The sequence below is a fragment of the Micromonospora sp. NPDC002411 genome (assembly GCF_053592955.1).
In genome coordinates this window covers 1-19,886 of sequence record NZ_JBSFBM010000102.1, presented here as the reverse complement: position 1 = coordinate 19,886, position 19,886 = coordinate 1, and the positions used below count along the sequence as shown (strand labels likewise).

Here is a 19,886-nt window from a genome sequence, read left to right as displayed (position 1 = left end):
ATGGCGTGGCCGAGGCCGCCGGCAGCGCCGGTCACCACTGCCACGCGACGTCCCGGCGGGGTCATCGGCGCACGCTACCGCCGGCCGACCGGGCGACACCAGGGGTACGCGGCGGTCAGGTCGCGGGCGGGCCGACGGGCTGCGGGCGGTTCTCCCACTTGGTGGAGAGCGCGATGGCGGTACGGGTGGAGGCCACCCCCGGGGTCCGGTTCAATCGCACGATCAACTGCTCCAGTTCGGCGATCGTGCCGACCCGGGCCTTGAGCAGGAACGACTCGACACCGGCCATGAAGTAGCAGGACTCGATCTCGGGCAGCACCCGCAGCGACTCGAGCATGTCGTCGGAGTCGGCGCCGGAGTCCTCGACGATGCCGATCAGCGCGGTGACACCCAGCCCGATCGACTCCGGGGCCACATCCGCGCGGTAGCCCCGAACGACGCCGCTGCTCTCCAACTTGCCGACCCGTTCGTGCACGGCCGGGGCCGAGAGGCCCACCTGTCGGGCCAGCTCGGCGTACGAGAGGCGGGCGTTCCCGCGCAGCAGGTCGACGAGGTTCAGGTCGATGGCGTCCACAGAGAGTGACCCTAACCGCTAAGGCATAACGTGCGGGCTTCGGCATCCGTTGGACTGAGTGGTGAGTCACTGTTGACAAACCGCCGGTCACGGCGGAGGTAGCACAAGTACCATTACTAACTCCTCACTCAGTGCATTTTTCGCGTTTGGGCGGACAGGTCATGTCCCCGGTGCTGTAATTGCCATACGTCCCTCATGACGGCTCTGGGCTACGCACCAGCCGGGGGCAGTGTGTTCAGCCGGGGGCTTCGTCGACGCGAGGAGGGGGCTGTGGACACTGGAGATCGCCTGCTGACACCGGGTGAGGTCGCCGCGCTGTTTCGGGTAGACCCGAAAACTGTGACGAGATGGGCGGCGGCTGGCCGGATAGGAAGCATCCGGACTCCAGGCGGGCATCGCCGGTTTCGGGAATCCGAGGTGCGGGCCCTGCTTGAGGGGGAGGGCATGCTGGACGAGGTGGACGAGGTCGGAAAGCCACGCAATGTGGGGCCGGCCGCATCCACGGGGCCGGGTCCGGCCAACGCCGGCATGTACTGAACTGGTGCGGACATCGCTACGCGGACCGGACTTCGGCCCGGTCCGCGTCCCGCTTCGGCCGACCGCCGGGCGGCGTCGCGGCGCGTGACATGTGTGTTCGGCGCTCAGCTTCGGGCTGCGCCGAGCTGGCCGGACCACCGGCGGAACAGGGTGTGTGAGACGCCGAGCGCGTCGAGCACCTTGCCGGCCACGAAGTCGACCAACTGCTGGGCGCTGGCGGCCGCGCCGGCTCCGTAGAAGCCGGGGCTGGCGGGCAACACGACAGCGCCTGAGTCGTGCAGGGCGATCAGGTGCTCCAGGTGACTGCGGGTCACCGGTGTTTCCCGAGGGACGACCACCACCGGGCGGCGTTCCTTGAGGTTGACCTCGGCGGCGCGCTGCAGGAGGTCCTTGGAGAGCCCGATCGAGATGCCGGCGCAGGCTGCCGTGCTCGCCGGGACCACGGCCATGCCGCGTACCCGGTAGGAGCCGCTGCTCGGCCCGGCGGCCAGGTCACCGGCCGGCCAGTGCCGAAGGTCGGCACCGGTCAGGTCCCGGTCGAGCCAGGCGGCGAGATCCTCGGCCCAGTGCCCGTCGCGGAACGGTCGGCCGGTCTCGTCGAGCACTGTGAGTCGTGCCGCGCGGGACACGATCAGGTCGACCGGCTCGCCCGCGTCGAGGAGTCCTCCGATGACGGCCGCCGCGTACGGCGTCCCGGATGCTCCGGAGACCCCGACCACCCATGGTTCCCGCATGCCCCCAGCCTGCCTGGTCCGGCTGGGCCGGTGGTGAGCACCCCCGGGATACGCCGCTCCGGCATGCCCGGCGGGGTAGGTGGGCATTCCGTCGACCTGACATGCTGCTGGTGGGGATTCGCATCGGAATCATCTCGCGCAGGAGGCATCGGTGACGACCGGCGAGGCCCTTCGGGCGCTGCGTGCCGAATGCCCGATCCAGTCCCGGCTCTCTCCGCACGCCGACAGCGTGCAGGAGTGGCTGCTCGGCCTGCTGCCCGACCTCGGCCTCGCCCTGGACGACGCGGCGTTGCACCGGCTGGCCCGGGGGGCGTTCGCCAGGTACGCCGGACGGCTCTACCCGGACGCCACCGAGGCCGATCTTCGGGTGCTGACCGTGCTGTTCACGTGGTTCTTCCTGGTCGACGACGCCTGCGACGGGCCTGGCCGGCTGACCTCGGAGCAGATCCGGGCTCTGCGCAACGGCACGTTGGCGCTGCTGCACGACGCTCGGCTGCGCCCGGTCGGGCTCACCGACCCGCTTCGGCGGCTGCTGGTGCTGGCCTGGCGGGAGCCGCGCCGCCGGATGCCGGCCCGGTGGCGGTCGCGTTTCGCCGACGCGGTGGCCCGGCACCTCGACGGCACCTGGCAGGAGGCGGTCAACAAGGAAACCGGCCGCCGACCCGGCGTCGACGAGTACGTGGAGCTGCGGCGGGCCACCTCGGCGGCGGAGGTGTCGTACACGCTCGTGGAGTTCGCGGGCGGTCGGCCGTTGCCCGACCCGGTCCACCACCATCCGCTGCTGCGGCAGATCGCCCAGGCCGGCAACGACCTGCTCTCCTGGTACAACGACCTGGCCTCGTTGGAGAAGGACCGGGCGACCGCAGGCGGACACAACCTGGTCCTGGCCATCGAGGCCGAACTGGCGGTGCCGTCGGCGGAGGCGGTGGCCCTGGCGACCGAGCGCTGGCGGGAGGCGATGCGGCGCTTCGTCGCGCTGCGGGCCGCGGTGCCGTCGTTCGGCCCGGCGGTGGACCGGGCGGTCACCGACCACCTCGACGTGGTCGCGTACGCCGTCCGGGGCACCATCGACTGGACCTTGGAGAGCGCCCGTTACCCCACCGGGGAGGACGAGGCAGTGGTCAGCCGGTCAGGGCCGTAGGTCGAGCCGGATCACCAGGTCGAGCAGCGCGAAGACGAACAACGCGATGCCGACGAACCCGTTGGCGGTGAAGAACGCCCGGTTGACCTTGCTCAGGTCGGTCGGGCTGACCACCAGGTGCTGATACGCGAACGCGACAGCGGTGAACGCCAGCCCGATCCACCACAGCCAGCCGAGGCCGATCAACGCGCCGAACCAGACGAACAGCGCGAAGGTCACCACGTGCGCGATCGTGGAGGCGTGCAGCGCGAAGCGCCGGCCGTACCGGGCGGGCACGCTGTGCACGCCGATCTCCTGGTCGATCTCGGAGTCCTGGCAGGCGTAGATCAGATCGAAGCCGCCGATCCACAGCCCGACCGCCGCGCCGAGCACCCAGGCGGGCCCGGATCCGTCCAGGGTGCCGGTGACCGCCAGCCAGGCGCCGACCGGACCGACCATCTGGGCGATCCCCAGGATGGCGTGCGGCCAGTTGGTGAACCGCTTGCCGTAGGGGTAGACGACCAACGGCACCACCGCGAGCGGCGCGAGCACCAGGCAGAGCGGGTTGAGCAGGGCGGCGGCGGCGAGGAAGACCACCAGCGCGACGGCCGCGCCGGTCCAGGCCGTCCGCACGCTCACCGCACCGGTGACCAGTTCCCGCCCGGCGGTACGCGGATTCCGCGCGTCGATCCGGCGATCGAGGATCCGGTTGGCGGCCATCGCGAACGTCCGCGCCCCGACCATCGCCACGGTGATCAGCAGCAGGTCGAGCCAGCGCACCCGCCCGCCGTTGACCTGCATGGCGCTCAACGCCGACAGGTACGCGAAGGGCAGCGCGAACACCGAGTGCTCGATCGCGACGAGCTTGAGGAAGGACTTGACCCGGCCCGGCTTCTCGGCGGGAGCTTCGAGGACGGCCATCAGATCCCGTACTCCTTCCAGCGCTTGTCGACCAGGGCCGAGACTTCCGGGCTCATGCTCATCTCCTCCGGCCAACCGCGGGTGTAGCCCTCGGTGGGGAGTTTGCGGGTCGCGTCGACACCCGCCTTGCCACCCCAGAACTGCTGGTACGACGAGTGGTCGAGGTGGTCCACCGGCCCCTCGGTGAGCAGCAGGTCGCGCGCGTAGTCGACGTTGCCGAAGGCGCGGAAGGCGACCTCGTTGTAGTCGTGCACGTCGCAGTCCTCGTCGACGATCACGATGAGCTTGGTCAGCGACATCAGGTGCGCGCCCCAGATCGCGTTCATCACCTTCTGCGCGTGCTTCGGGTACCGCTTGCGGATCGACACGATCGCGCAGTTGTGGAAGACCCCGGCGGCCGGCAGGTCGTAGTCGACGATGTCCGGGATCATCAGCTTGAGCAGCGGCTGGAAGATCCGTTCGGTGGCCTTGCCGAGGCCGTGGTCCTCCTGCGGCGGCTTGGAGGTGACGATCGAGTGGTAGACCGGCTTGCGCTGCATCGTCATCGCCTCGACGTGCAGCACCGGGAACGGCTCGACCGGGGTGTAGAAGCCGGTGTGGTCGCCGAACGGCCCCTCGGGCAGCCGCTCACCCGGCTCCAGGTAGCCCTCCAGCACGATCTGCGCGTGCGCCGGCACCTGCAACGGCACGGTGAGGCAGTCGACCATCTCCACCCGCTCGCCGCGCAGGAACCCCGCGAACAGGTACTCGTCGATGTCGCCGGGCAGCGGCGCGCTGGCCGCGTACGAGACGACCGGGTCGCAGCCGATCGCGATGGCGACCGGCAGGCGCTGCCCGAGCCGCTCGGCGACCGCGTGGTGAGCGGTGGAGTCCTTGTGGATCTGCCAGTGCATGCCCAGGGTGTTGCGGCCGTGCTGCTGGAGCCGGTACAGGCCGAGGTTGCGCTTGCCGGTCTCCGGGTGCTTGGTGTGGGTCAGCCCGTAGTTGTGGAAGATCCCGCCGTCGCCGGGCCACACCTGCAACCCCGGCAGCCGGTTGAGGTCGACGTCCTCGCCCCGGTAGACGACCTCCTGGCAGGGCGCGGTCTTCACCTTGCGCGGTGGCACCGACTTGAGCTGCATGACCTTGCCGAGGCCCTCGCGGATGCCCGACCAGCCGACCGGCAGCTCCGGCTTGATCAGCGAGCCGATCCGGGCACCGATCTCGTCCAGCGAGTCGACGCCGAGGGCCATCGCCATGCGCTTCTCGGTGCCGAACAGGTTGATCGCCACCGGCATCTCGCCCCGGGTAGGACGCTCGAAGAGCAGCGCCGGCCCGCCGGCCCGCACCGTGCGGGTGACCACCTCGCTGATCTCGAGGGTGGGGTCGACCGGGACGTCGACCCGGCGCAACTCCCCCGCGCGCTCCAGCGCCGCGAGAAAGTCCTTGAGATCGGTGTACGGGAAGCCACGAGCCGCCATACCCGCCAGTCTCCCGCACCGGGTGCGGTGTGGCCCAAGCCGGGTGCTGTGACACCGGCGACGACCCCATGCGCGCCCGCCTACCCGGCCTTGATTCACCAACGTTCGGGCGCAGCGCCCGCAGGCATGGCCGTCGGTCGAGCGGGTAGCCGGGCAGCACGCGGACGGAGGCGGCGAATGGGTGGGGATCGGGTTCCGGCAGGGTTCACCGAGCAACGAGCACGGGTCGGCCAGATCACCATGAACTACGTCCGTGGCGGCAGCGGCCCACCGCTGGTGCTGCTGCACGGGTACCCGCAGTGCTGGTACATGTGGCGGCACCTGCTGCCCGAGTTGGGGCGCTCCTTCGACGTGGTCGCGCCCGACCTGCGCGGTTTCGGGGGCAGCGACGCCCCGGCCGACGGGTACGACAAGAAGACGGTCGCCGCCGACCTGCACGGACTACTCGATCAGCTCGGCCTGGCGAGCGACCTCCGGCTGGTTGGGCACGACCTGGGGACCATGGTGGCGTACGCGTACGCCGCCGCCCATCCGCAGCGGGTGAGTCGGCTGGTGCTCAGCGAGGCGCCGATCCCCGACGAGAGCATCTACACGTTCCCCGCGCTCACCTCGGCCGGGCCCGGGGTGTGGAACTTCGGCTACTTCTCCCTCGGCAACGGGCTTCCGGAGGCGCTGGTCAACGGGCGGGAGTCGCTCTGGGTGGACAAGTTCACCGACGCGCTGATGGTGCGCAAGGGCAGCATCGCCGCGCCCGACATCGAGGAGTTCGCCAGCCACCTGCGCGACCCGGCGCATCTGCGGGCGAGCTTCGCCTACTTCCGGGCGTTCGAGCAGGACATCGCCGACAACGCGGCGTACCGGGGCACGAAGCTGACCATGCCGGTGCTGGCCGTCGGATCGGCGGCCAGCCTCGGCGGCCAGGTCGCCGAGCAGGTTCGTCAGTACGCCGACGCGGTCCGCGGTGAGGTGATCGAGGACTGCGGCCACTGGCTGTACGAGGAGCGCCCGGACGAGATGCTCGCCCTGCTGCGCGACTTTCTCGGGGCGGCCTGAGTGCCGCCTCCCCGCTCTCGGCTTGATCCACTCGGGTTCCGGGAAGTTCCGGTGTCCTGCGGCTGGGTCACCCCTGTTTCCCGGAACGCGAGTGGATCAGGGCTCGCGCCGAGACGGCAACCAACGGTGGACCGGGTGCGGCGGGTCAGGCGGCGGGCGTCCAGGCGTGGGCGGCCAGCGGTGGGTCGAGCGGCGCTCGGGTGAGGCGGTTGGCGAAGGTGGACATGGTGTACGCGCCAACGCCGAGCACCACGTCCAGCGCGTGTCGGGGCAGGTAGCCGGCGGCGAGGAAGTCGTCGAGTTCGCCGTCGGGCACCGCGCCCCGGTGGTCGAGCACGGCCAGCGTGAACCGGCGCAGTGCCTCCTGCCGCGGCTCGGGCAACGGCGAGCCGGCGCGCAGTGCCGCGATCAGCTCGGCACTCGCGCCGAGCTGGGTGAGCTTGCCGGTGTGCAGGGCAACGCAGAAGTGACACGCGTGGGTGGCGGAGACGGTCAGGATGACCACCTCCCGGTCCAGGGGCGAGAGGTCGGTCTGCTCGAAACCCGCGTTGGCGGCGAGGAACCCGGCGAGCAACTGCGGCGACTCGGCCATCAGCGCCACCGGGGTGGGCAGCCAGCCGAACCGGTTCTGCACACCCTCCATGGTCCGACGGGCGGCAACGGGTGCGGTTTCGGCGGTGTGCTCGGTGAAGACGGACACGGTTCACCTGCTTTCGAAAGGTCGGCACGAGGCCGCGAGGTCGGGAAGGCGGGAGGCCGTCGGGGCCGGTGCCGCGTCCCGTACGATAGTCAACGTGGTTGACGAAATAGTAAACGTGGTTGTCGAACATGGCAAGCGCTGATCCGGCACGCCCCGGCTTCCAGTTGCCGCTCCTGCTGCTGGCCGGGTTTCGGACGCTGATCGACGACCTGCACGCCGAACTGGCTCGACAGGGGCATCCGGAGCTACGGCCGCTGCACGGCTTCGTGCTCCAGGCCGTCGGGATGGACGGCACCACAGCCACCGAGTTGGGGCAACGCCTCGGCATCTCGAAGCAGGCCGCCGGCAAGACTGTGGACCGGCTGGTCGAGGTCGGCTACCTGGAACGGGTCGACGACCCGCGCGACGCCCGCCGCCGGCTGGTCCGGGTCACGCCGCGCGGTGCCGACGGGCTCCGCCGATCGGCGGAGATCTTCGATACGTTGCGTCGCCAGTGGGCCGAACGCCTCGGCGCGGAACGGGTCGACGCCATCGAGGACGACCTGCGCGCAATGGCCTCGACCAACTGGTTCCGCCTGGACATGCCGGGCTGGTTCGGCGGCTGACCAACCAGCGCGATCGACCCCGGCGTGATCGACACCCCGGCGTGATCGACACCAGATCGCCGAAGTGGCGCCATGCTCTACTCCGGAAGCCGCCGCATCGCCGATCTGGAGTGGATCAAGCCTGCCCGGCACCGGCCCGGCGACGGTCGGACATCTCACCCGTCATGGCGTGGCGGTGGGGCTGGGGCGCAGGCTGGTGGGATGTCGGACGCGTATGTCGTCGGCGACCCGGACGGGTTGTCGCCCCTGCTGATCGCGGTACGCGACGCTGTCGCCAGGGAGCTGCACGCACAGGTGGCGCTACGCGGTGAGCGCATCGAGCTGGCGGATGTGCCGGAGGTGTCCTACCAGGTCACCGTCCAGGTTGAACGGACGCTGTCACGCCTGACGGCCAGGGGGCAGGGGCCGTCCGACCGATCGAAGACTGTCACAGGTGATCTCTAGGATCTGGGGTGCCGGTCGGGGCCGGGGCATTGACCCCGGCTTCTTCCAATCGGCTCATCCCCCACCAAGGAGATCGATGAGATCTGTGCACGTTACGCGCGGCAGGCTCCTGCGCGGCCTCACCGCGCTGGTCGTGGGCACCGCGACGGTCGGCGTGGCGGCCGTTCCGGCAATGGCGCAGGACGACCCGGGCTGGGTCAGCGCCTGGCTGGACGAGGTCACGGTCAGCGGTCCGACCGCTCCCGGCCGCACGGTCCAACTGACCCTGACCAGCACCGGTGCCACCCAGCCCCGGGTGACAGTCGACCTGACCGGCCTGGCTGGCGTGGCCACCGCCGCCTTCCCCGATTTCTGTGTCACCGAGGGCACCTCGGTGACCTGCCCGATGCCGCCGACGGCCGTCGACGAGTTCGGCACGCTCACCGGCACCGTGCCTGTGGTGTTCCGGGCCGCGCCCGGCGCGACCGACGGCGCGACCGGCTCCCTCGCCTACACGGCGCTCGGCGAGCAGACCGAGCCGTCCACCCAGCAGGCGACGATCACCGTGCGGTCCGGGCCCGACCTGCTCGACCTCGTCGACGAATCCGTTTCCGGCGTGGCGGTCGGCGACAGCCTGCCGGTGCCGGTGGCCGTGGTCAACGCGGGCGACCAGCCGGTCGTGGACCTCCGGCTCACCCTCCGCTTCCCGGTGGGTCTGATTCCGGCCAGCTACCGCAACTGCCGGTACGGCACCGACCGGGTGCTCGCCACCGTGGTGGTCTGCACCGTACGGGGCACGTTCGCCCCCGGCCAGCGGCACGAGCTGCGGCAGAAGCTGACCACCACGGTCGGCCCGGCCACCCTCGGCAGCAAGCGGATCAGCCAGTTCGTGGAACCGCTGGCCAGCGCCGGGCCGCTTCCGAGCGGCGTGAAGCTCAAGCACCGCGAGGCCGAGCAGGGGCTGCGGCTGCGACCGGTGGGCAAGGCGCTCGACGTGATCCCGGCCGGGGTGACCGGCACCGGAGGCCAGACCCACCTGCGCTCGGTGCAGGGCGCCTTCGACGTCGTCGCCCAGGGCGCAACCGTCACCGGTGCCGTCGGTGAGACCGTGCGGGTCACCGTCGGCCTCCGCAACGAGGGCCCCGGTGTTCCGGACGCCACCAACTCCGGTGACGGCGTCGGCGGCTTCCTCTTCGTGCCGCCGGCCGGCACCACGGTGGTCGGCAACCCGTCGAGCTGCTGGCTCAACGGGGACGAGGAGTCTGCCGGTGACGCCCCGGCGACCTGGTACTGCAACGGGCCGGGCTCCGTGTTCCCGGCTGGCCTGACCCACACCGCTGCGTTCGACCTGCGGATCGACAGCCTCTCCGGGACGCCCGGCGAGGTCCAGCCGTTCGGACGCTACCCGCGCGTGGACGACAACCCGGGCAACGACGTCGCTCCGGTGACAGTGGGCTGACCCAGCACGCCACAACGACGCGGGCCGGTCACTGACGGAATCCGTGACCGGCCCGCACGCCGTTTACCGGATCAGTCCAGCCCACCGTACGAGTGCAGGCCGGTGAAGAAGATGTTCACGCCGAACAGGTTCATCAGCATGGTGAGGAAGCCGAGCACCGCGAGCCAGGTCGCCACGTTGCGCCGCACGCTCGGCGTGGCCCGGGCGTGCAGGTAACCGGCGTACACCACCCAGGAGATGAACGCCCAGGTCTCCTTCGGGTCCCAGCCCCACGGCCGGCCCCACGCCGCCTCGGCCCAAATGGCGCCGGCGATCACCGCGAAGGTGAAGATCGGGAACGCGAACGCATGCAGCGCGAAGGTCAGCCGTTCCAGGCTGGCCGCGCCGGGCAGCCGCTTGGCCAGGGTGTACGGGAAGCTCCGCTTGCCGTTCTCGTACCCGTTGCGCATCAGGAAGCCGACCGCCGGCACCGCACCGAGCAGGAAGATGCCGGACGCGAAGACGATGGTCGAGACGTGGATGACGAACCAGTACGAGTTCAGTGCCGGCACCAGCGGCACGATCGGTACGTACAGGACCAGCTCGGCGGTGGCCACCAGCAGCACCATCACCAGCGTGAGGAACAGCCCGAGCTTGCGCAGCGACGGTCGCTTCCAGAGCACCACCAGCCAGGCGGCGACCCCGATGAACGTCACAGTGAGCACGAACTCGTACATGTTGCCCCAGGGCATCCGGTCGGCCGCGAGGCCACGGGTGACCAGGGCCGCCAGGTGCAGCAGGGCGGCGACCGCGGTGGCGCCCACCCCGAACAGGCCTGCGAGGCGGGCACGCCGCGCGGAACGATGCACGGGCGGCGCGGGGACCGACGCGGGCGGCTCCTCGACCACGCCACCGCCGGCACCGACCAACTCGCGGACCGGCGCCGCCGAGGCGACCCGGGTACGGGCGTTGCCCAGCGCGTACTCGACGGCATGGCCGATCATCGCGATCAGGTACGCCAGGATCGCGAAAGTGACCAGATTGTCGGAGAGTGCGGACATCACTCGGCTCCTTCTCGCACACCGGCCCGTTCGGCCACTGGGTCAGCATCACCCTTGACCGCAGCGATGAGCTGGGTGAACTCGTCGGCGAACCCCGGATAGTCGGTACGCGGCAACCCGCCGACCTCCATCAAGCTACTACCGCTCGTCGGAGATCCTTCGCCGGGGTCGGCCGGCACCACCCGGAAGAACACCCGGCGACGCCGCCCGAACAGCGAACCCATCAGCCCGACCAGCAGGACACCACAGCTGATCAGCAGCGGCGTCGCACCGGGGTCGTGTCGGACGGAGAGGGTGACGTACCGCTCGGTGCCCAGGAACTCGACGGTGGTGCCGTCCGCCAACGTCCAGGTCTCGCCCTTCTTGAGCAGCTTGGTGCCGACCTCCTTGACCTTGCCGGCACGCACCTGACGCTGGTCGAGCTGGTAGACCGAGCCGGGGATGCCGGCGTCCATGCCGAGGTTGCCCTGGTAGGCGACCAGGTTCAGCACCGGGTTGCGCTCGGTCGGGTACTGCGAGCGGACGAACGGCCCCTGCTCGGGCGCGGTGGGCAGGTAGATGCCGGTGAACGCCATCTGCCCGTCCGGGCTGCGCTGGCCGGTGGCCGGGTCGACGTTCGCGTCCGGGAACGCGGCCAGGCCTTCACTGGTGAGGCCCATGTCGCCGGTGGTCAGGAACGGCTCGTCGCTGACCTGGCTGTTGCCGAACCGGTCGGTGTAGCGGATCACCGGGGCGTACCCGTGGCCGAGCAGGTAGACGTTCGCGTCGGCCAGGCGCAGCGGCGAGTTCACCGAGAAGTCGGCGCTGCGGGTCGGCTCGTCCGGGCCGTCGACGGTGACCGTGGCGTTGAAGAACTCCGGCTGACCGGACGGCAGGAACCGCGCCTCGAAGTCGTCCAGCCGCAGGCAGAAGCGGGGCAGGTCGGCGCTGTCCACCCGGGGGCCGAGCTTCGCCTCCGCGTACTGCTGGCGGGTGTTGCAGAAGGCGTTGTCCGCGCCCGCCACCAGCAGTCGGTTGCCGCTCCAGCCGTACCACGAACCGAGCGCGACGCCGATCAGCACCGCGATGAGCGAGGTGTGGAACAGCAGGTTCCCGGTCTCCTTGAGGTAGCCCTTCTCGGCGGAGACCTCGTCGCCGCGCACCTCCACCCGCCAGCGGCGCTTGCGCAGCACGTCGGCGATCGCCGCCACGCCACCAGCTGGGGCGGGCACCACAGCGTGCTGCGGGAGCCGGGCCATCCGCTTCGGCGCGGCCGGCGGCCGGGACCGCAACGCCCGGACGTGGTCGCGCAGTCGGGGCGTGATGCAGCCGATCAGTGAGGTGAACAGCAGCAGGTAGATCGCGGAGAACCAGACCGACCCGAAGACCTCGAACGCGCCGATCCGGTCCAGTCGGGGGGCCCAGTCCGGGTGGTCGACGAAGTACTCGTTGACCTTCTCCGGGCTGATCCCGCGCTGCGGCAGCACCGAGCCGGGGATGGCGGCGACAGCGAGCAGGAAGAGCAGGATCAGGGCGGTACGCATGCTGGTCAGCTGCCGCCAGGAGTTGCGCAGCAGGGCCAGCAACCGGTTCGGCCGGCGGCGTGGCGCCGGCGCCACGGTCTCCGGCCGGTCGTCGACGACCGTCATCAGATGCTCACCTCGCCCACCCCGACAGTGGTCTGCAACCAGATCACGAAGCTCTGCCATCCGCCGGTGACCAGCGCCAGGCCGATCAGGATGAGCAGGGCGCCGCCGACCCGGGTGACCCAGCGGCTGTTGCGCCGGACGGCGCGGAAGACACCGAGCAGGCGTTCGAAGCCCAGCCCGAAGACCACGAACGGTATCCCCAACCCGAGGCAGTACGCCACGGCGAGCACCACGGCGCGGTCACTCTGGCCGCTCGTGGCAGCCATCCCCATCACCGCACCGAGCGTCGGGCCGGTGCAGGGCACCCAACTGAGCGCGAAGACCGCCCCGAAGACCGGTGCGCCGAGCAGCCCGGCCGACGGCAGCCGGGAGATCCGGAACTCCCGTTGCAGTGCGGGGATCATCCCGAGGTAGCCGAACCCGAGCACGATGATCAGCACGCCGACGACGATTTCGAGCTGCCGCTCGTACTCGAAGAAGACCCGGCCGATACCGGCGAACAGGATGGCGGTCGCGACGAAGACGACGGTGAAGCCGGCGATGAAGAGCAACGTGCCGGCGAGCACCCGGCCCTTGACGGCCACCGTGGCCCGCTCGCGGACCGCCACCCCGCCGTCGCCGTCGGGAGCCGGGTCCGCCGGAGCCCGGCGGCCCTCGAGGTCCGCCCCGGCGAGACCGGTGACGTACGACAGGTAGCCGGGGACGAGCGGGAGCACGCACGGGGAGAGGAAGCTGACCAGGCCGGCGAGCGCCGCCGCGCCGATGGCGAGCAGCAGCGGCCCGCTCAGGGCCAGCTCCTTGAAGGTCTCGCCCATCAGTTCGACGCCGGCTTCTCGGCGGCGACCCGCTCGACGATCGGTTGCAGGCCCTCCTGCTTGACGGCGGCCCGGATCACCGAGGCGATCCGCCCCTCCCGGTCGAGCACCACCGTCGCGGGGACGGTGTTCGGCGGGATGTCCAGGTCGAGCGCCAGCCGGCTGGCCGGGTCGAAGAGGCTCGGATAGGTGACCCGCCCCTGCTCGAACGCCTTGGCCTTGTCCCGCGAATCCTGCACGTTGATGCCGAGGAAGCTCACCCCGGAACCCTTGGTGGCCTGGTAGACGGCTTCCAAGTCGTCCGCCTCGGCGCGGCACGGCGCGCACCAGGAACCCCAGAAGTTGACCACGACGACCTGGCCCCGGGCCTGGGTGACGTCATAGGTGCCGCCGAGGAGCAGCTCCCCGGCGAGTTTCGGAGGAGCCGAGCGCTGGTCCGGTGCGCACTCGAAGATCCCGTCGGTGGTGGTCGTGCAGGTCTTCTCCTGCCCCTTCGACGACGTGCAGCCGACCAACGCCACCGCTGCGACGGTGGCGAGCAGGCCGGCGGTCCACCTCCGGGCGTTCATCAGGCCCCCTTGGCCGTCCGGGCTGTCGCGGAGAGGGCGATCAGGTGCGCGGCCGGCTCGCTGTAGCCGATGCCCACCACCTTCGCGCCGTCGAAGTGGAACGAGGTGAGACTCGCCAGCCCGCACTGCCGCTTGCGCGGGTCGTGCCAGAGCCGCTTGCGCTCGACGTGGCGGCGCAGCGTCCAGATCGGGAGCTGGTGCGACACCAGCACCGCCTCGCGCCCCTCGGCGGCGACCCGGGCGGCCTGCACGGCGGCGAACATCCGCTCGGCGATCACCCGGTACGCCTCCCCCCAGGACGGGGTCACCGGGTCGCGCAGCACCCACCAGTTGCGCGGGTCACGGAACGAACCGTCGCCCGGGGACACCTTCTTGCCCTCGAACCAGTTCGCGCTCTCGATCAGCCGCTCGTCCACCCCGACCGGCAGCCCGAACTGGGCGGCGATCGGCTCGGCGGTCTGCTGGGCGCGTTCCAGCGGGCTGGCCACCACGTGCACGATCTCCCGCTCGGCCAGGCCCTGCGCGGCGGCCTTGGCCATCTGCACACCCAGCTCGGAGAGGCGGAAACCGGGCAACCGACCGTAGAGAATCTGATCCGGGTTGTGCACCTCGCCGTGCCGCAGCACGTGGACCACCGTCTTACTCAAGGCTGCGCCCCCTTTGTTCCCGACTGCGGGGCTCGCAAGACCGACTCACTCCTCGCGCTCACGCTAACCCCCGTGACCGGCCGCCGCCGCAGCGTTCGCCGCCGTCGGCAGCGCGTCGGCGATGTGTTCCAGAGCGGCGTCGTCCAGCGCCGCCGACACGAACCACGACTCGAACGCGCTCGGCGGCAGGTAGACGCCGGCGGCGAGCATCGCGTGGAAGAACGCCTTGAACGCCGGCACCTGCTGGGTGCGCGCGCTGTCGTAGTCGACCACGTCGGCGTCGGTGAAGAAGATCGAGAACATGCTGCCCGCGTACGACAAACGGTGCGGGACCCCGGCGGCGGCCAGCGCGTCGGAGGCCAGCTTGCCCACTGTGGCGGCCGTCTGGTCGAGGCGCTGGTACAGCGCGTCGTCGGCGAGCCGCAGGGTCGCCAGCCCGGCGGCGCAGGCCAGCGGGTTACCGGAGAGCGTGCCGGCCTGGTAGACCGGGCCGGCCGGGGCGAGTCGCGCCATGATGTCCGCCCGCCCGCCGAAGGCCGCGGCGGGCAGGCCACCACCCATGACCTTGCCGTACGTCCACAGGTCGGCGTCGGAGGCGTCGAGGCCGTGCCACCCGGCGCGGGACACCCGGAACCCGGTCATCACCTCGTCCACCACGAGCAGGGCGCCGTGGGCGTGCGCGATCCGGGCGAGCTGCTGGTTGAAGCCGTCGCGAGGGGCGACCACACCCATGTTGCCGGCGGCCGCCTCGGTGATCACCGCCGCGATGTGCGGGCCCTCGGCGGCGAACGCCTCCTCGACGGCCCGGATGTCGTTGTACGGCAGCACGATCGTCTCGCTGGCCGCCGCGCCGGTCACGCCGGGCGAGTCGGGCAGGCCCAGGGTGGCCACGCCGGAGCCGGCGGCGGCGAGCAGCGCGTCGACATGTCCGTGGTAGCAGCCGGCGAACTTGACGATCTTCGAGCGGCCGGTGTAGCCGCGGGCCAACCGGATCGCCGACATGGTGGCCTCGGTGCCCGAGTTGACCAGGCGGACCTGCTCCATCGGGGTCCGGTCGACCAGCTCGGCGGCCAACTCCACCTCGCCCGGGGTGGGCGTGCCGAAGCTGGTGCCCCGGGCGGCGGCGGCCTGCACGGCGTCCACCACCTCCGGGTGGGCGTGCCCGAGGATCAGCGGCCCCCAGGAGCAGACCAGGTCGACGTAGCGGCGGTCGTCGGCGTCGTACAGCCACGCGCCCTCACCACGGACCATGAAACGTGGGGCGCCGCCGACCGCCTGGAAGGCGCGCACGGGAGAGTTGACCCCGCCCGGCACGATGGCGCGGGCGCGGTCGAACAGGGCCTCGGAGGCCGGCGCTTCGGCCGGGTAGCGGCCGGATCCGGCGGGAAAGATGTCGGTCACGATGCCGCCATTGTGTCAGCGGCGAACGGCCCACCAGCAGCCACCCCGCAGTCGGGTTACCAGGCTCACCCCCAGCCGGTGCCCGCCAGCAGCGCCGGCAGGAAGGCTCACGGCGTGGGCGGCGACGGCTCGAACCTGGGCGGCTGCTTCGCACGGCCTGCGTGGCGACGGCTCACGGCCTCGACAGGCCGGACCGGCCGGATCGCGCTAGGCTGACCGAGTGGATCGTGCCGAACTGTCCATCACGCTACACCGGACGGGTGACGAAGCTGTGCTTCGCCTGGCCGGTGAGATCGACATGCTCACGGCCGCGCAGCTCTCGACCGTGGTCAACGAGGTGCTGGCCGACCCGCCGCCGAAGATCGTCCTCGACCTCGGCGGCGTCACCTTCTGCGACTCGCAGGGCCTGGGCACCCTCGTCGTACTCAGCCGCAAGGCCAGCCACGCGCAGAGCCTGCTGATGCTGACCCACGTGGGCGACTTCCTCATCCGGGTCCTGGACATCACCGGCCTCCGCAGCGCCCTGATGATCCGCAACGACCAGACCACCGGCTGACCCGCCCCGCCGCCGTCAGGCGGTGTTGCCCCAACGGGCCTGCTCCAGCATGCGTACCGCCCGCTCCCGGGCCTCCCCGTCGTCGGAACGCAGCATGGTCGTCGCCTCGTCGACCGCGTCGGTGAGCCTCCGCCACTGCGTGTCACGCTCCCGGACCAGGTCCGACTGGGCGGCCAACTGCCGGGTCTTCACCCACAGCTCGACGAAGACCGACACCTTGGCCCGCAGCACCCACGGGTCGAACGGCTTGGTCAGGTAGTCCACAGCGCCCACCTGGTAACCCCGGAGGGCGAGCTGGGCATCCCGGTCGGCAGCGGTCAGGAAGATGATCGGCACGTGCCGGGTCCGCTCGCGGCGCTTGATGTGACTCGCCGTCTCGAAGCCGTCCATGTCCGGCATCTGCGCGTCCAGCAGGATCACCGCGAAGTCGTCCACCAGGAGCTGCTTGAGCGCCGCCTCGCCACTCTCCACCGCGACGGACTGGACCGGCAGGCCCTGGAGGATGGCCTCCAGGGCCGTCAGGTTCTGCCGCCGGTCGTCCACGAGCAGCGCCTTGGCCATCTGGGTCACGAAGTCTCCTCGGTGCGGCTGCCGTTGATCCAGGACGACATCAACTCGATCAGATCGTCCAGGTCGACTGGCTTGGTGATGTAGTCGCTGCCCCCGGCAGCGAGCGCCGACTCACGATCACCAGGCATGGCCTTCGCGGTCAGGAAGACCACCGGCAGGTCGGCGAAGCGATGGTTGCGGCGAATCTGGCGCGTGGTCTCGTAACCGTCCTGGTCGGGCATCATGGCGTCCATCAGCACGATGTCCACCTCCGGATGCTCGGCCAGCAGGCGGACACCGTCCGCCCCGTTGTCCGAGTACAGCACGGTCATCCCGTGCAGCTCCAACGCGCTGGTCAAGGCGAAGACGTTCCGGACGTCGTCGTCCACGATCAGGACTGTGGCGCCGTCCAGTTGACGGGTCGCCGGCGCCTCCGGCCGCTCCGGAAGCAGCTCCAGCGGCGGCATGAGCAGCGACGACGGCAGGCCGGCCCGCTGCGGAGACGGCGGCTGGGGCGCGACGACCGCGTCCGGAGCCAGCACCTGCGGCACGAACAGCGTGAACGTCGAACCCTGGCCGGGCGCTGACGACACGGTGATGGTGCCGCCGATCAACCGGGCCAGATCGCGGCTGATCGACAGACCCAGGCCGGTGCCGCCGTAGCGGCGGCTGGTCGTGCCGTCCGCCTGCTGGAACGCCTCGAAGATGATCGACAACTTGTCGTCGGAGATGCCGATCCCGGTGTCGATCACGGTGAACGCGATCACCTGCTGGGCGTTGGTCAGCGCCGGCACATCGAACACCGCGTTCTCCGCCGCCGGGGCGATCCGCAGCGTCACCGCACCGTTGTCGGTGAACTTCACCGCGTTGGAGAGCAGATTGCGCAGGATCTGCTGCAACCGCTGCGCGTCGGTCACCAGCGCCGGCGGCAGATCCTTACTCACCCGTACCTGGAAGTCCAGGTTCTTCTCCTCGGCCTGCGGCGCGAACGCCTGCTCGACGAAACCGCGCAGCTCGGTGAACCGGATCTCGGTCGGCTCGACGTCCATCCGACCCGCCTCGATCTTGGACAGGTCGAGGATGTCGTCGATCAGACGCAGCAGGTCGGAGCCGGACCCGTGGATGGTCCGGGCGAACTCGATCTGCTTCGGGCTGAGGTTCTGCTCCGAGTTCTCCGCCAGCAGGCGGGCCAGCAGCAGCAACGAGTTCAGCGGCGTACGCAGCTCGTGGCTCATGTTGGCCAGGAACTCGGACTTGTAGGCCGACGCCCGGGTCAACTGCTGCGCCTTCTCCTCCAGGCCCAGCCGAGCGAGCTCGATCTCCCGGTTCTTCGTCTCGATGTTGCCCTTCTGCTCGGAGAGCAGGGTGGCCTTCTCCTCCAACTCGGCGTTGGTGCGCTGCAACTCCGCCGACTGCTCCTGCATCTCGTGCGCCAGGCGCTGCGACTGGGCCAGCAACTCCTCCGTACGCCGGTTGGCCTGGATGGTGTTGACCGCGATGCCGATGGTGAGCACCAACCGCTCCAGGAACGCGAGGTGCAGCTCGGAGAACGCCGACACGCTAGCGAACTCGATCACCCCGAGCAGCTCGCCCTCGAACAGGACGGGGAGCACCACCAGGTCGGACGGAGGTGTCTCGGCCAGACCGGACCGCAGGGTGAGTCGGCTGTTCGGGGAGGCGCTGACCCGGATCGTGCGGCGGGACAACGCGGTCTGCCCGACCAGCCCCTCACCCGGTCCGAAGGTGACGTCGGTGCCCCGCGCCACGTACCCGTAGGAGGAGGTCAGCCGCAGTCGCATGCTGCCGTCGGTGTCGTCGGCGAGGAAGAAGGCGCCGAGCTGGGCGTCGACCAGCGGCGTCACCTCCGTCATGATCATGCGGCAGACCTCGCCGAGGTCGCGCTGGCCCTGCAACAGGCCACCGATCCGGGCCAGGTTGGAGTCCAGCCAGCCCTGCTCGGCGTTCTTCTTCGTCGTCTCCCGGAGGGTGACGATCATCTGGTTGATGTTGTCCTTCAGCTCGGCGACCTCGCCCTGCGCCTTGACCGCGATCCGCTGGGTCAGGTCGCCCCTGGTCACCGAGGTGGACACCTGGGCGATGGCCCGCAGCTGCGTGGTCAACGTCGAGGCGAGCTGGTTGACGTTCTCGGTGAGGTCCCGCCACGTGCCGGACACGCCCTTCACCTGCGCCTGACCACCGAGCTTGCCCTCGATGCCGACCTCACGCGCGACCCGGGTCACCTCGTCGGCGAACGACGACAGCTGGTCCACCATCGTGTTGACTGTCGACTTCAGCTCCAGGATCTCGCCCTGGGCGTCCACCGTGATCTTCTGCGACAGGTCACCCTTCGCCACGGCGGTGGTCACCGACGCGATGTTGCGGACCTGGCTGGTCAGGTTCGACGCCATCGAGTTCACGTTGTCGGTCAGATCCCGCCACGTGCCCGACACGCCCTTCACCTGCGCCTGACCACCGAGCTTGCCCTCGGTGCCCACCTCACGGGCCACCCGGGTCACCTCGTCGGCGAACGACGACAACTGGTCCACCATCGTGTTGACTGTCGACTTCAACTCCAGGATCTCGCCCCGCGCGTCCACCGTGATCTTCTGCGACAGGTCACCCTTCGCCACCGCCGTGGAAACCTGCGCGATGTTGCGGACCTGGGCGGTCAGGTTCGACGCCATCGAGTTCACGTTGTCGGTCAGGTCCCGCCAGGTGCCGGCGACGCCGCGTACCTGGGCCTGGCCGCCGAGCTTGCCCTCAGTGCCCACCTCACGCGCGACCCGGGTCACCTCGTCGGCGAACGACGACAACTGGTCCACCATCGTGTTGACAGTGGACTTCAACTCCAGGATCTCGCCCCGCGCGTCCACCGTGATCTTCTGCGACAGGTCACCCTTCGCCACCGCCGTGGTCACCGAGGCGATGTTGCGGACCTGACTGGTCAGGTTCGACGCCATCGAGTTCACGTTGTCGGTCAGATCCCGCCAGGTGCCCGACACGCCCTTCACCTGCGCCTGACCGCCCAGGTTGCCCTCGGTGCCCACCTCACGGGCCACCCGGGTCACCTCGTCGGCGAACGACGACAACTGGTC

At 70.4% G+C, this 19,886-nt stretch carries 20 protein-coding genes; 7 read left to right on the top strand and 13 right to left on the bottom strand.

The window, feature by feature from the left end:
• Nucleotides 1-115: 115 nt before the first annotated feature.
• Entirely contained in the window at nucleotides 116-574 is a 459-nt protein-coding gene (locus ACWCO3_RS14765) for an Lrp/AsnC family transcriptional regulator (RefSeq protein WP_145785884.1), read from the bottom strand.
• Nucleotides 575-844: 270 nt separating this feature from the next.
• Here ACWCO3_RS14765 and ACWCO3_RS14760 point away from each other — a divergent pair, with 270 nt between their 5' ends.
• Entirely contained in the window at nucleotides 845-1,111 is a 267-nt protein-coding gene (locus ACWCO3_RS14760) for a BldC family transcriptional regulator (protein ID WP_007454516.1), read from the top strand.
• A 104-nt stretch (nucleotides 1,112-1,215) separates the two neighbouring features.
• Here ACWCO3_RS14760 and ACWCO3_RS14755 read toward each other — a convergent pair whose 3' ends face one another.
• Nucleotides 1,216-1,845 (bottom strand): UbiX family flavin prenyltransferase, encoded by a 630-nt coding sequence (locus ACWCO3_RS14755; protein WP_145785883.1) that lies wholly within the window; start codon nucleotides 1,843-1,845, stop codon nucleotides 1,216-1,218.
• Nucleotides 1,846-1,996: 151 nt separating this feature from the next.
• Here ACWCO3_RS14755 and ACWCO3_RS14750 point away from each other — a divergent pair, with 151 nt between their 5' ends.
• The gene (locus ACWCO3_RS14750; protein WP_358075176.1) at nucleotides 1,997-2,986 is read left to right on the top strand and encodes a terpene synthase family protein; all 990 of its coding nucleotides are present in this window, start codon (nucleotides 1,997-1,999) and stop codon (nucleotides 2,984-2,986) included.
• On the opposite strand, the gene mqnP is transcribed toward ACWCO3_RS14750, so the two are convergent.
• Complete coding sequence (gene mqnP / locus ACWCO3_RS14745) at nucleotides 2,975-3,886, bottom strand: menaquinone biosynthesis prenyltransferase MqnP (RefSeq protein WP_355022545.1); 912 nt, start codon at nucleotides 3,884-3,886, stop codon at nucleotides 2,975-2,977. The two genes, ACWCO3_RS14750 and mqnP, sit on opposite strands and share 12 nt — an antisense overlap.
• Entirely contained in the window at nucleotides 3,886-5,346 is a 1,461-nt protein-coding gene (locus tag ACWCO3_RS14740) for a menaquinone biosynthesis decarboxylase (RefSeq protein ID WP_145785880.1), read from the bottom strand. Before ACWCO3_RS14740 ends, mqnP begins: the two co-directional genes overlap by 1 nt.
• Before the next feature lie 177 nt (nucleotides 5,347-5,523).
• On the opposite strand from ACWCO3_RS14740, the gene ACWCO3_RS14735 reads away from it, so the two are divergent.
• Nucleotides 5,524-6,399, top strand: coding sequence for an alpha/beta fold hydrolase (locus ACWCO3_RS14735; RefSeq protein ID WP_145785879.1), 876 nt, complete (start codon nucleotides 5,524-5,526; stop codon nucleotides 6,397-6,399).
• Nucleotides 6,400-6,544: 145 nt separating this feature from the next.
• Here the strand turns inward: ACWCO3_RS14735 and ACWCO3_RS14730 are convergent, their stop codons facing one another.
• Complete coding sequence (locus tag ACWCO3_RS14730) at nucleotides 6,545-7,099, bottom strand: carboxymuconolactone decarboxylase family protein (protein WP_145785878.1); 555 nt, start codon at nucleotides 7,097-7,099, stop codon at nucleotides 6,545-6,547.
• 128 nt (nucleotides 7,100-7,227) lie between these two features.
• On the opposite strand from ACWCO3_RS14730, the gene ACWCO3_RS14725 reads away from it, so the two are divergent.
• The 3 genes from ACWCO3_RS14725 (at nucleotide 7,228) to ACWCO3_RS14715 (ending at nucleotide 9,586) form a co-directional block, all read left to right on the top strand.
• Complete coding sequence (locus ACWCO3_RS14725) at nucleotides 7,228-7,704, top strand: MarR family winged helix-turn-helix transcriptional regulator (RefSeq protein ID WP_145785877.1); 477 nt, start codon at nucleotides 7,228-7,230, stop codon at nucleotides 7,702-7,704.
• Nucleotides 7,705-7,905: 201 nt separating this feature from the next.
• Complete coding sequence (locus tag ACWCO3_RS14720) at nucleotides 7,906-8,148, top strand: hypothetical protein (protein WP_244312045.1); 243 nt, start codon at nucleotides 7,906-7,908, stop codon at nucleotides 8,146-8,148.
• Nucleotides 8,149-8,224: 76 nt separating this feature from the next.
• Nucleotides 8,225-9,586, top strand: coding sequence for a COG1361 family protein (locus tag ACWCO3_RS14715; protein ID WP_145785876.1), 1,362 nt, complete (start codon nucleotides 8,225-8,227; stop codon nucleotides 9,584-9,586).
• 71 nt (nucleotides 9,587-9,657) lie between these two features.
• On the opposite strand, the gene ccsB is transcribed toward ACWCO3_RS14715, so the two are convergent.
• The 6 genes from ccsB to hemL form a co-directional block, all read right to left on the bottom strand.
• Nucleotides 9,658-10,626, bottom strand: coding sequence for a c-type cytochrome biogenesis protein CcsB (gene ccsB, locus ACWCO3_RS14710; protein ID WP_358162281.1), 969 nt, complete (start codon nucleotides 10,624-10,626; stop codon nucleotides 9,658-9,660).
• The gene (gene resB, locus ACWCO3_RS14705) at nucleotides 10,626-12,254 is read right to left on the bottom strand and encodes a cytochrome c biogenesis protein ResB (RefSeq protein ID WP_145785874.1); all 1,629 of its coding nucleotides are present in this window, start codon (nucleotides 12,252-12,254) and stop codon (nucleotides 10,626-10,628) included. The genes ccsB and resB overlap by 1 nt, the downstream gene beginning before the upstream one ends.
• Entirely contained in the window at nucleotides 12,254-13,069 is an 816-nt protein-coding gene (locus tag ACWCO3_RS14700) for a cytochrome c biogenesis CcdA family protein (protein ID WP_145785873.1), read from the bottom strand. Before ACWCO3_RS14700 ends, resB begins: the two co-directional genes overlap by 1 nt.
• Nucleotides 13,069-13,638, bottom strand: a complete 570-nt coding sequence (locus ACWCO3_RS14695) for a TlpA family protein disulfide reductase (protein ID WP_450010327.1) — start codon at nucleotides 13,636-13,638, stop codon at nucleotides 13,069-13,071. The genes ACWCO3_RS14700 and ACWCO3_RS14695 overlap by 1 nt, the downstream gene beginning before the upstream one ends.
• Complete coding sequence (locus tag ACWCO3_RS14690; RefSeq protein ID WP_088986809.1) at nucleotides 13,638-14,285, bottom strand: histidine phosphatase family protein; 648 nt, start codon at nucleotides 14,283-14,285, stop codon at nucleotides 13,638-13,640. The genes ACWCO3_RS14695 and ACWCO3_RS14690 overlap by 1 nt, the downstream gene beginning before the upstream one ends.
• Before the next feature lie 63 nt (nucleotides 14,286-14,348).
• Nucleotides 14,349-15,686: a glutamate-1-semialdehyde 2,1-aminomutase gene (gene hemL, locus ACWCO3_RS14685; protein ID WP_145785871.1), complete on the bottom strand. Its 1,338-nt coding sequence runs from the start codon at nucleotides 15,684-15,686 to the stop codon at nucleotides 14,349-14,351.
• A 220-nt stretch (nucleotides 15,687-15,906) separates the two neighbouring features.
• Here hemL and ACWCO3_RS14680 point away from each other — a divergent pair, with 220 nt between their 5' ends.
• Nucleotides 15,907-16,242, top strand: coding sequence for an STAS domain-containing protein (locus ACWCO3_RS14680; protein WP_145785870.1), 336 nt, complete (start codon nucleotides 15,907-15,909; stop codon nucleotides 16,240-16,242).
• A 15-nt stretch (nucleotides 16,243-16,257) separates the two neighbouring features.
• Here the strand turns inward: ACWCO3_RS14680 and ACWCO3_RS14675 are convergent, their stop codons facing one another.
• Together ACWCO3_RS14675 and ACWCO3_RS14670 are read right to left on the bottom strand one after the other, a co-directional pair.
• On the bottom strand, nucleotides 16,258-16,812 hold the full coding sequence (locus tag ACWCO3_RS14675) for a response regulator (RefSeq protein WP_145785869.1): 555 nt from the start codon (nucleotides 16,810-16,812) through the stop codon (nucleotides 16,258-16,260).
• The coding region (locus ACWCO3_RS14670; RefSeq protein ID WP_450010324.1) for a HAMP domain-containing protein at nucleotides 16,809-19,886 on the bottom strand (3,078 nt) is incomplete at its 5' end. The genes ACWCO3_RS14670 and ACWCO3_RS14675, both read right to left, overlap by 4 nt.

Coding starts and splice junctions, on each gene's coding strand:
- ACWCO3_RS14755 (WP_145785883.1), bottom strand. CDS start 1,845: ATGCGGGAACCATGGGTGGTCGGGGTCTCCGGAGCATCCGGGACGCCG.
- mqnP (WP_355022545.1), bottom strand. CDS start 3,886: ATGGCCGTCCTCGAAGCTCCCGCCGAGAAGCCGGGCCGGGTCAAGTCC.
- ACWCO3_RS14740 (WP_145785880.1), bottom strand. CDS start 5,346: ATGGCGGCTCGTGGCTTCCCGTACACCGATCTCAAGGACTTTCTCGCG.
- ACWCO3_RS14735 (WP_145785879.1), top strand. CDS start 5,524: ATGGGTGGGGATCGGGTTCCGGCAGGGTTCACCGAGCAACGAGCACGG.
- ACWCO3_RS14725 (WP_145785877.1), top strand. CDS start 7,228: ATGGCAAGCGCTGATCCGGCACGCCCCGGCTTCCAGTTGCCGCTCCTG.
- ACWCO3_RS14720 (WP_244312045.1), top strand. CDS start 7,906: ATGTCGGACGCGTATGTCGTCGGCGACCCGGACGGGTTGTCGCCCCTG.
- ACWCO3_RS14715 (WP_145785876.1), top strand. CDS start 8,225: ATGAGATCTGTGCACGTTACGCGCGGCAGGCTCCTGCGCGGCCTCACC.
- ccsB (WP_358162281.1), bottom strand. CDS start 10,626: ATGTCCGCACTCTCCGACAATCTGGTCACTTTCGCGATCCTGGCGTAC.
- resB (WP_145785874.1), bottom strand. CDS start 12,254: ATGACGGTCGTCGACGACCGGCCGGAGACCGTGGCGCCGGCGCCACGC.
- ACWCO3_RS14700 (WP_145785873.1), bottom strand. CDS start 13,069: ATGGGCGAGACCTTCAAGGAGCTGGCCCTGAGCGGGCCGCTGCTGCTC.
- ACWCO3_RS14695 (WP_450010327.1), bottom strand. CDS start 13,638: ATGAACGCCCGGAGGTGGACCGCCGGCCTGCTCGCCACCGTCGCAGCG.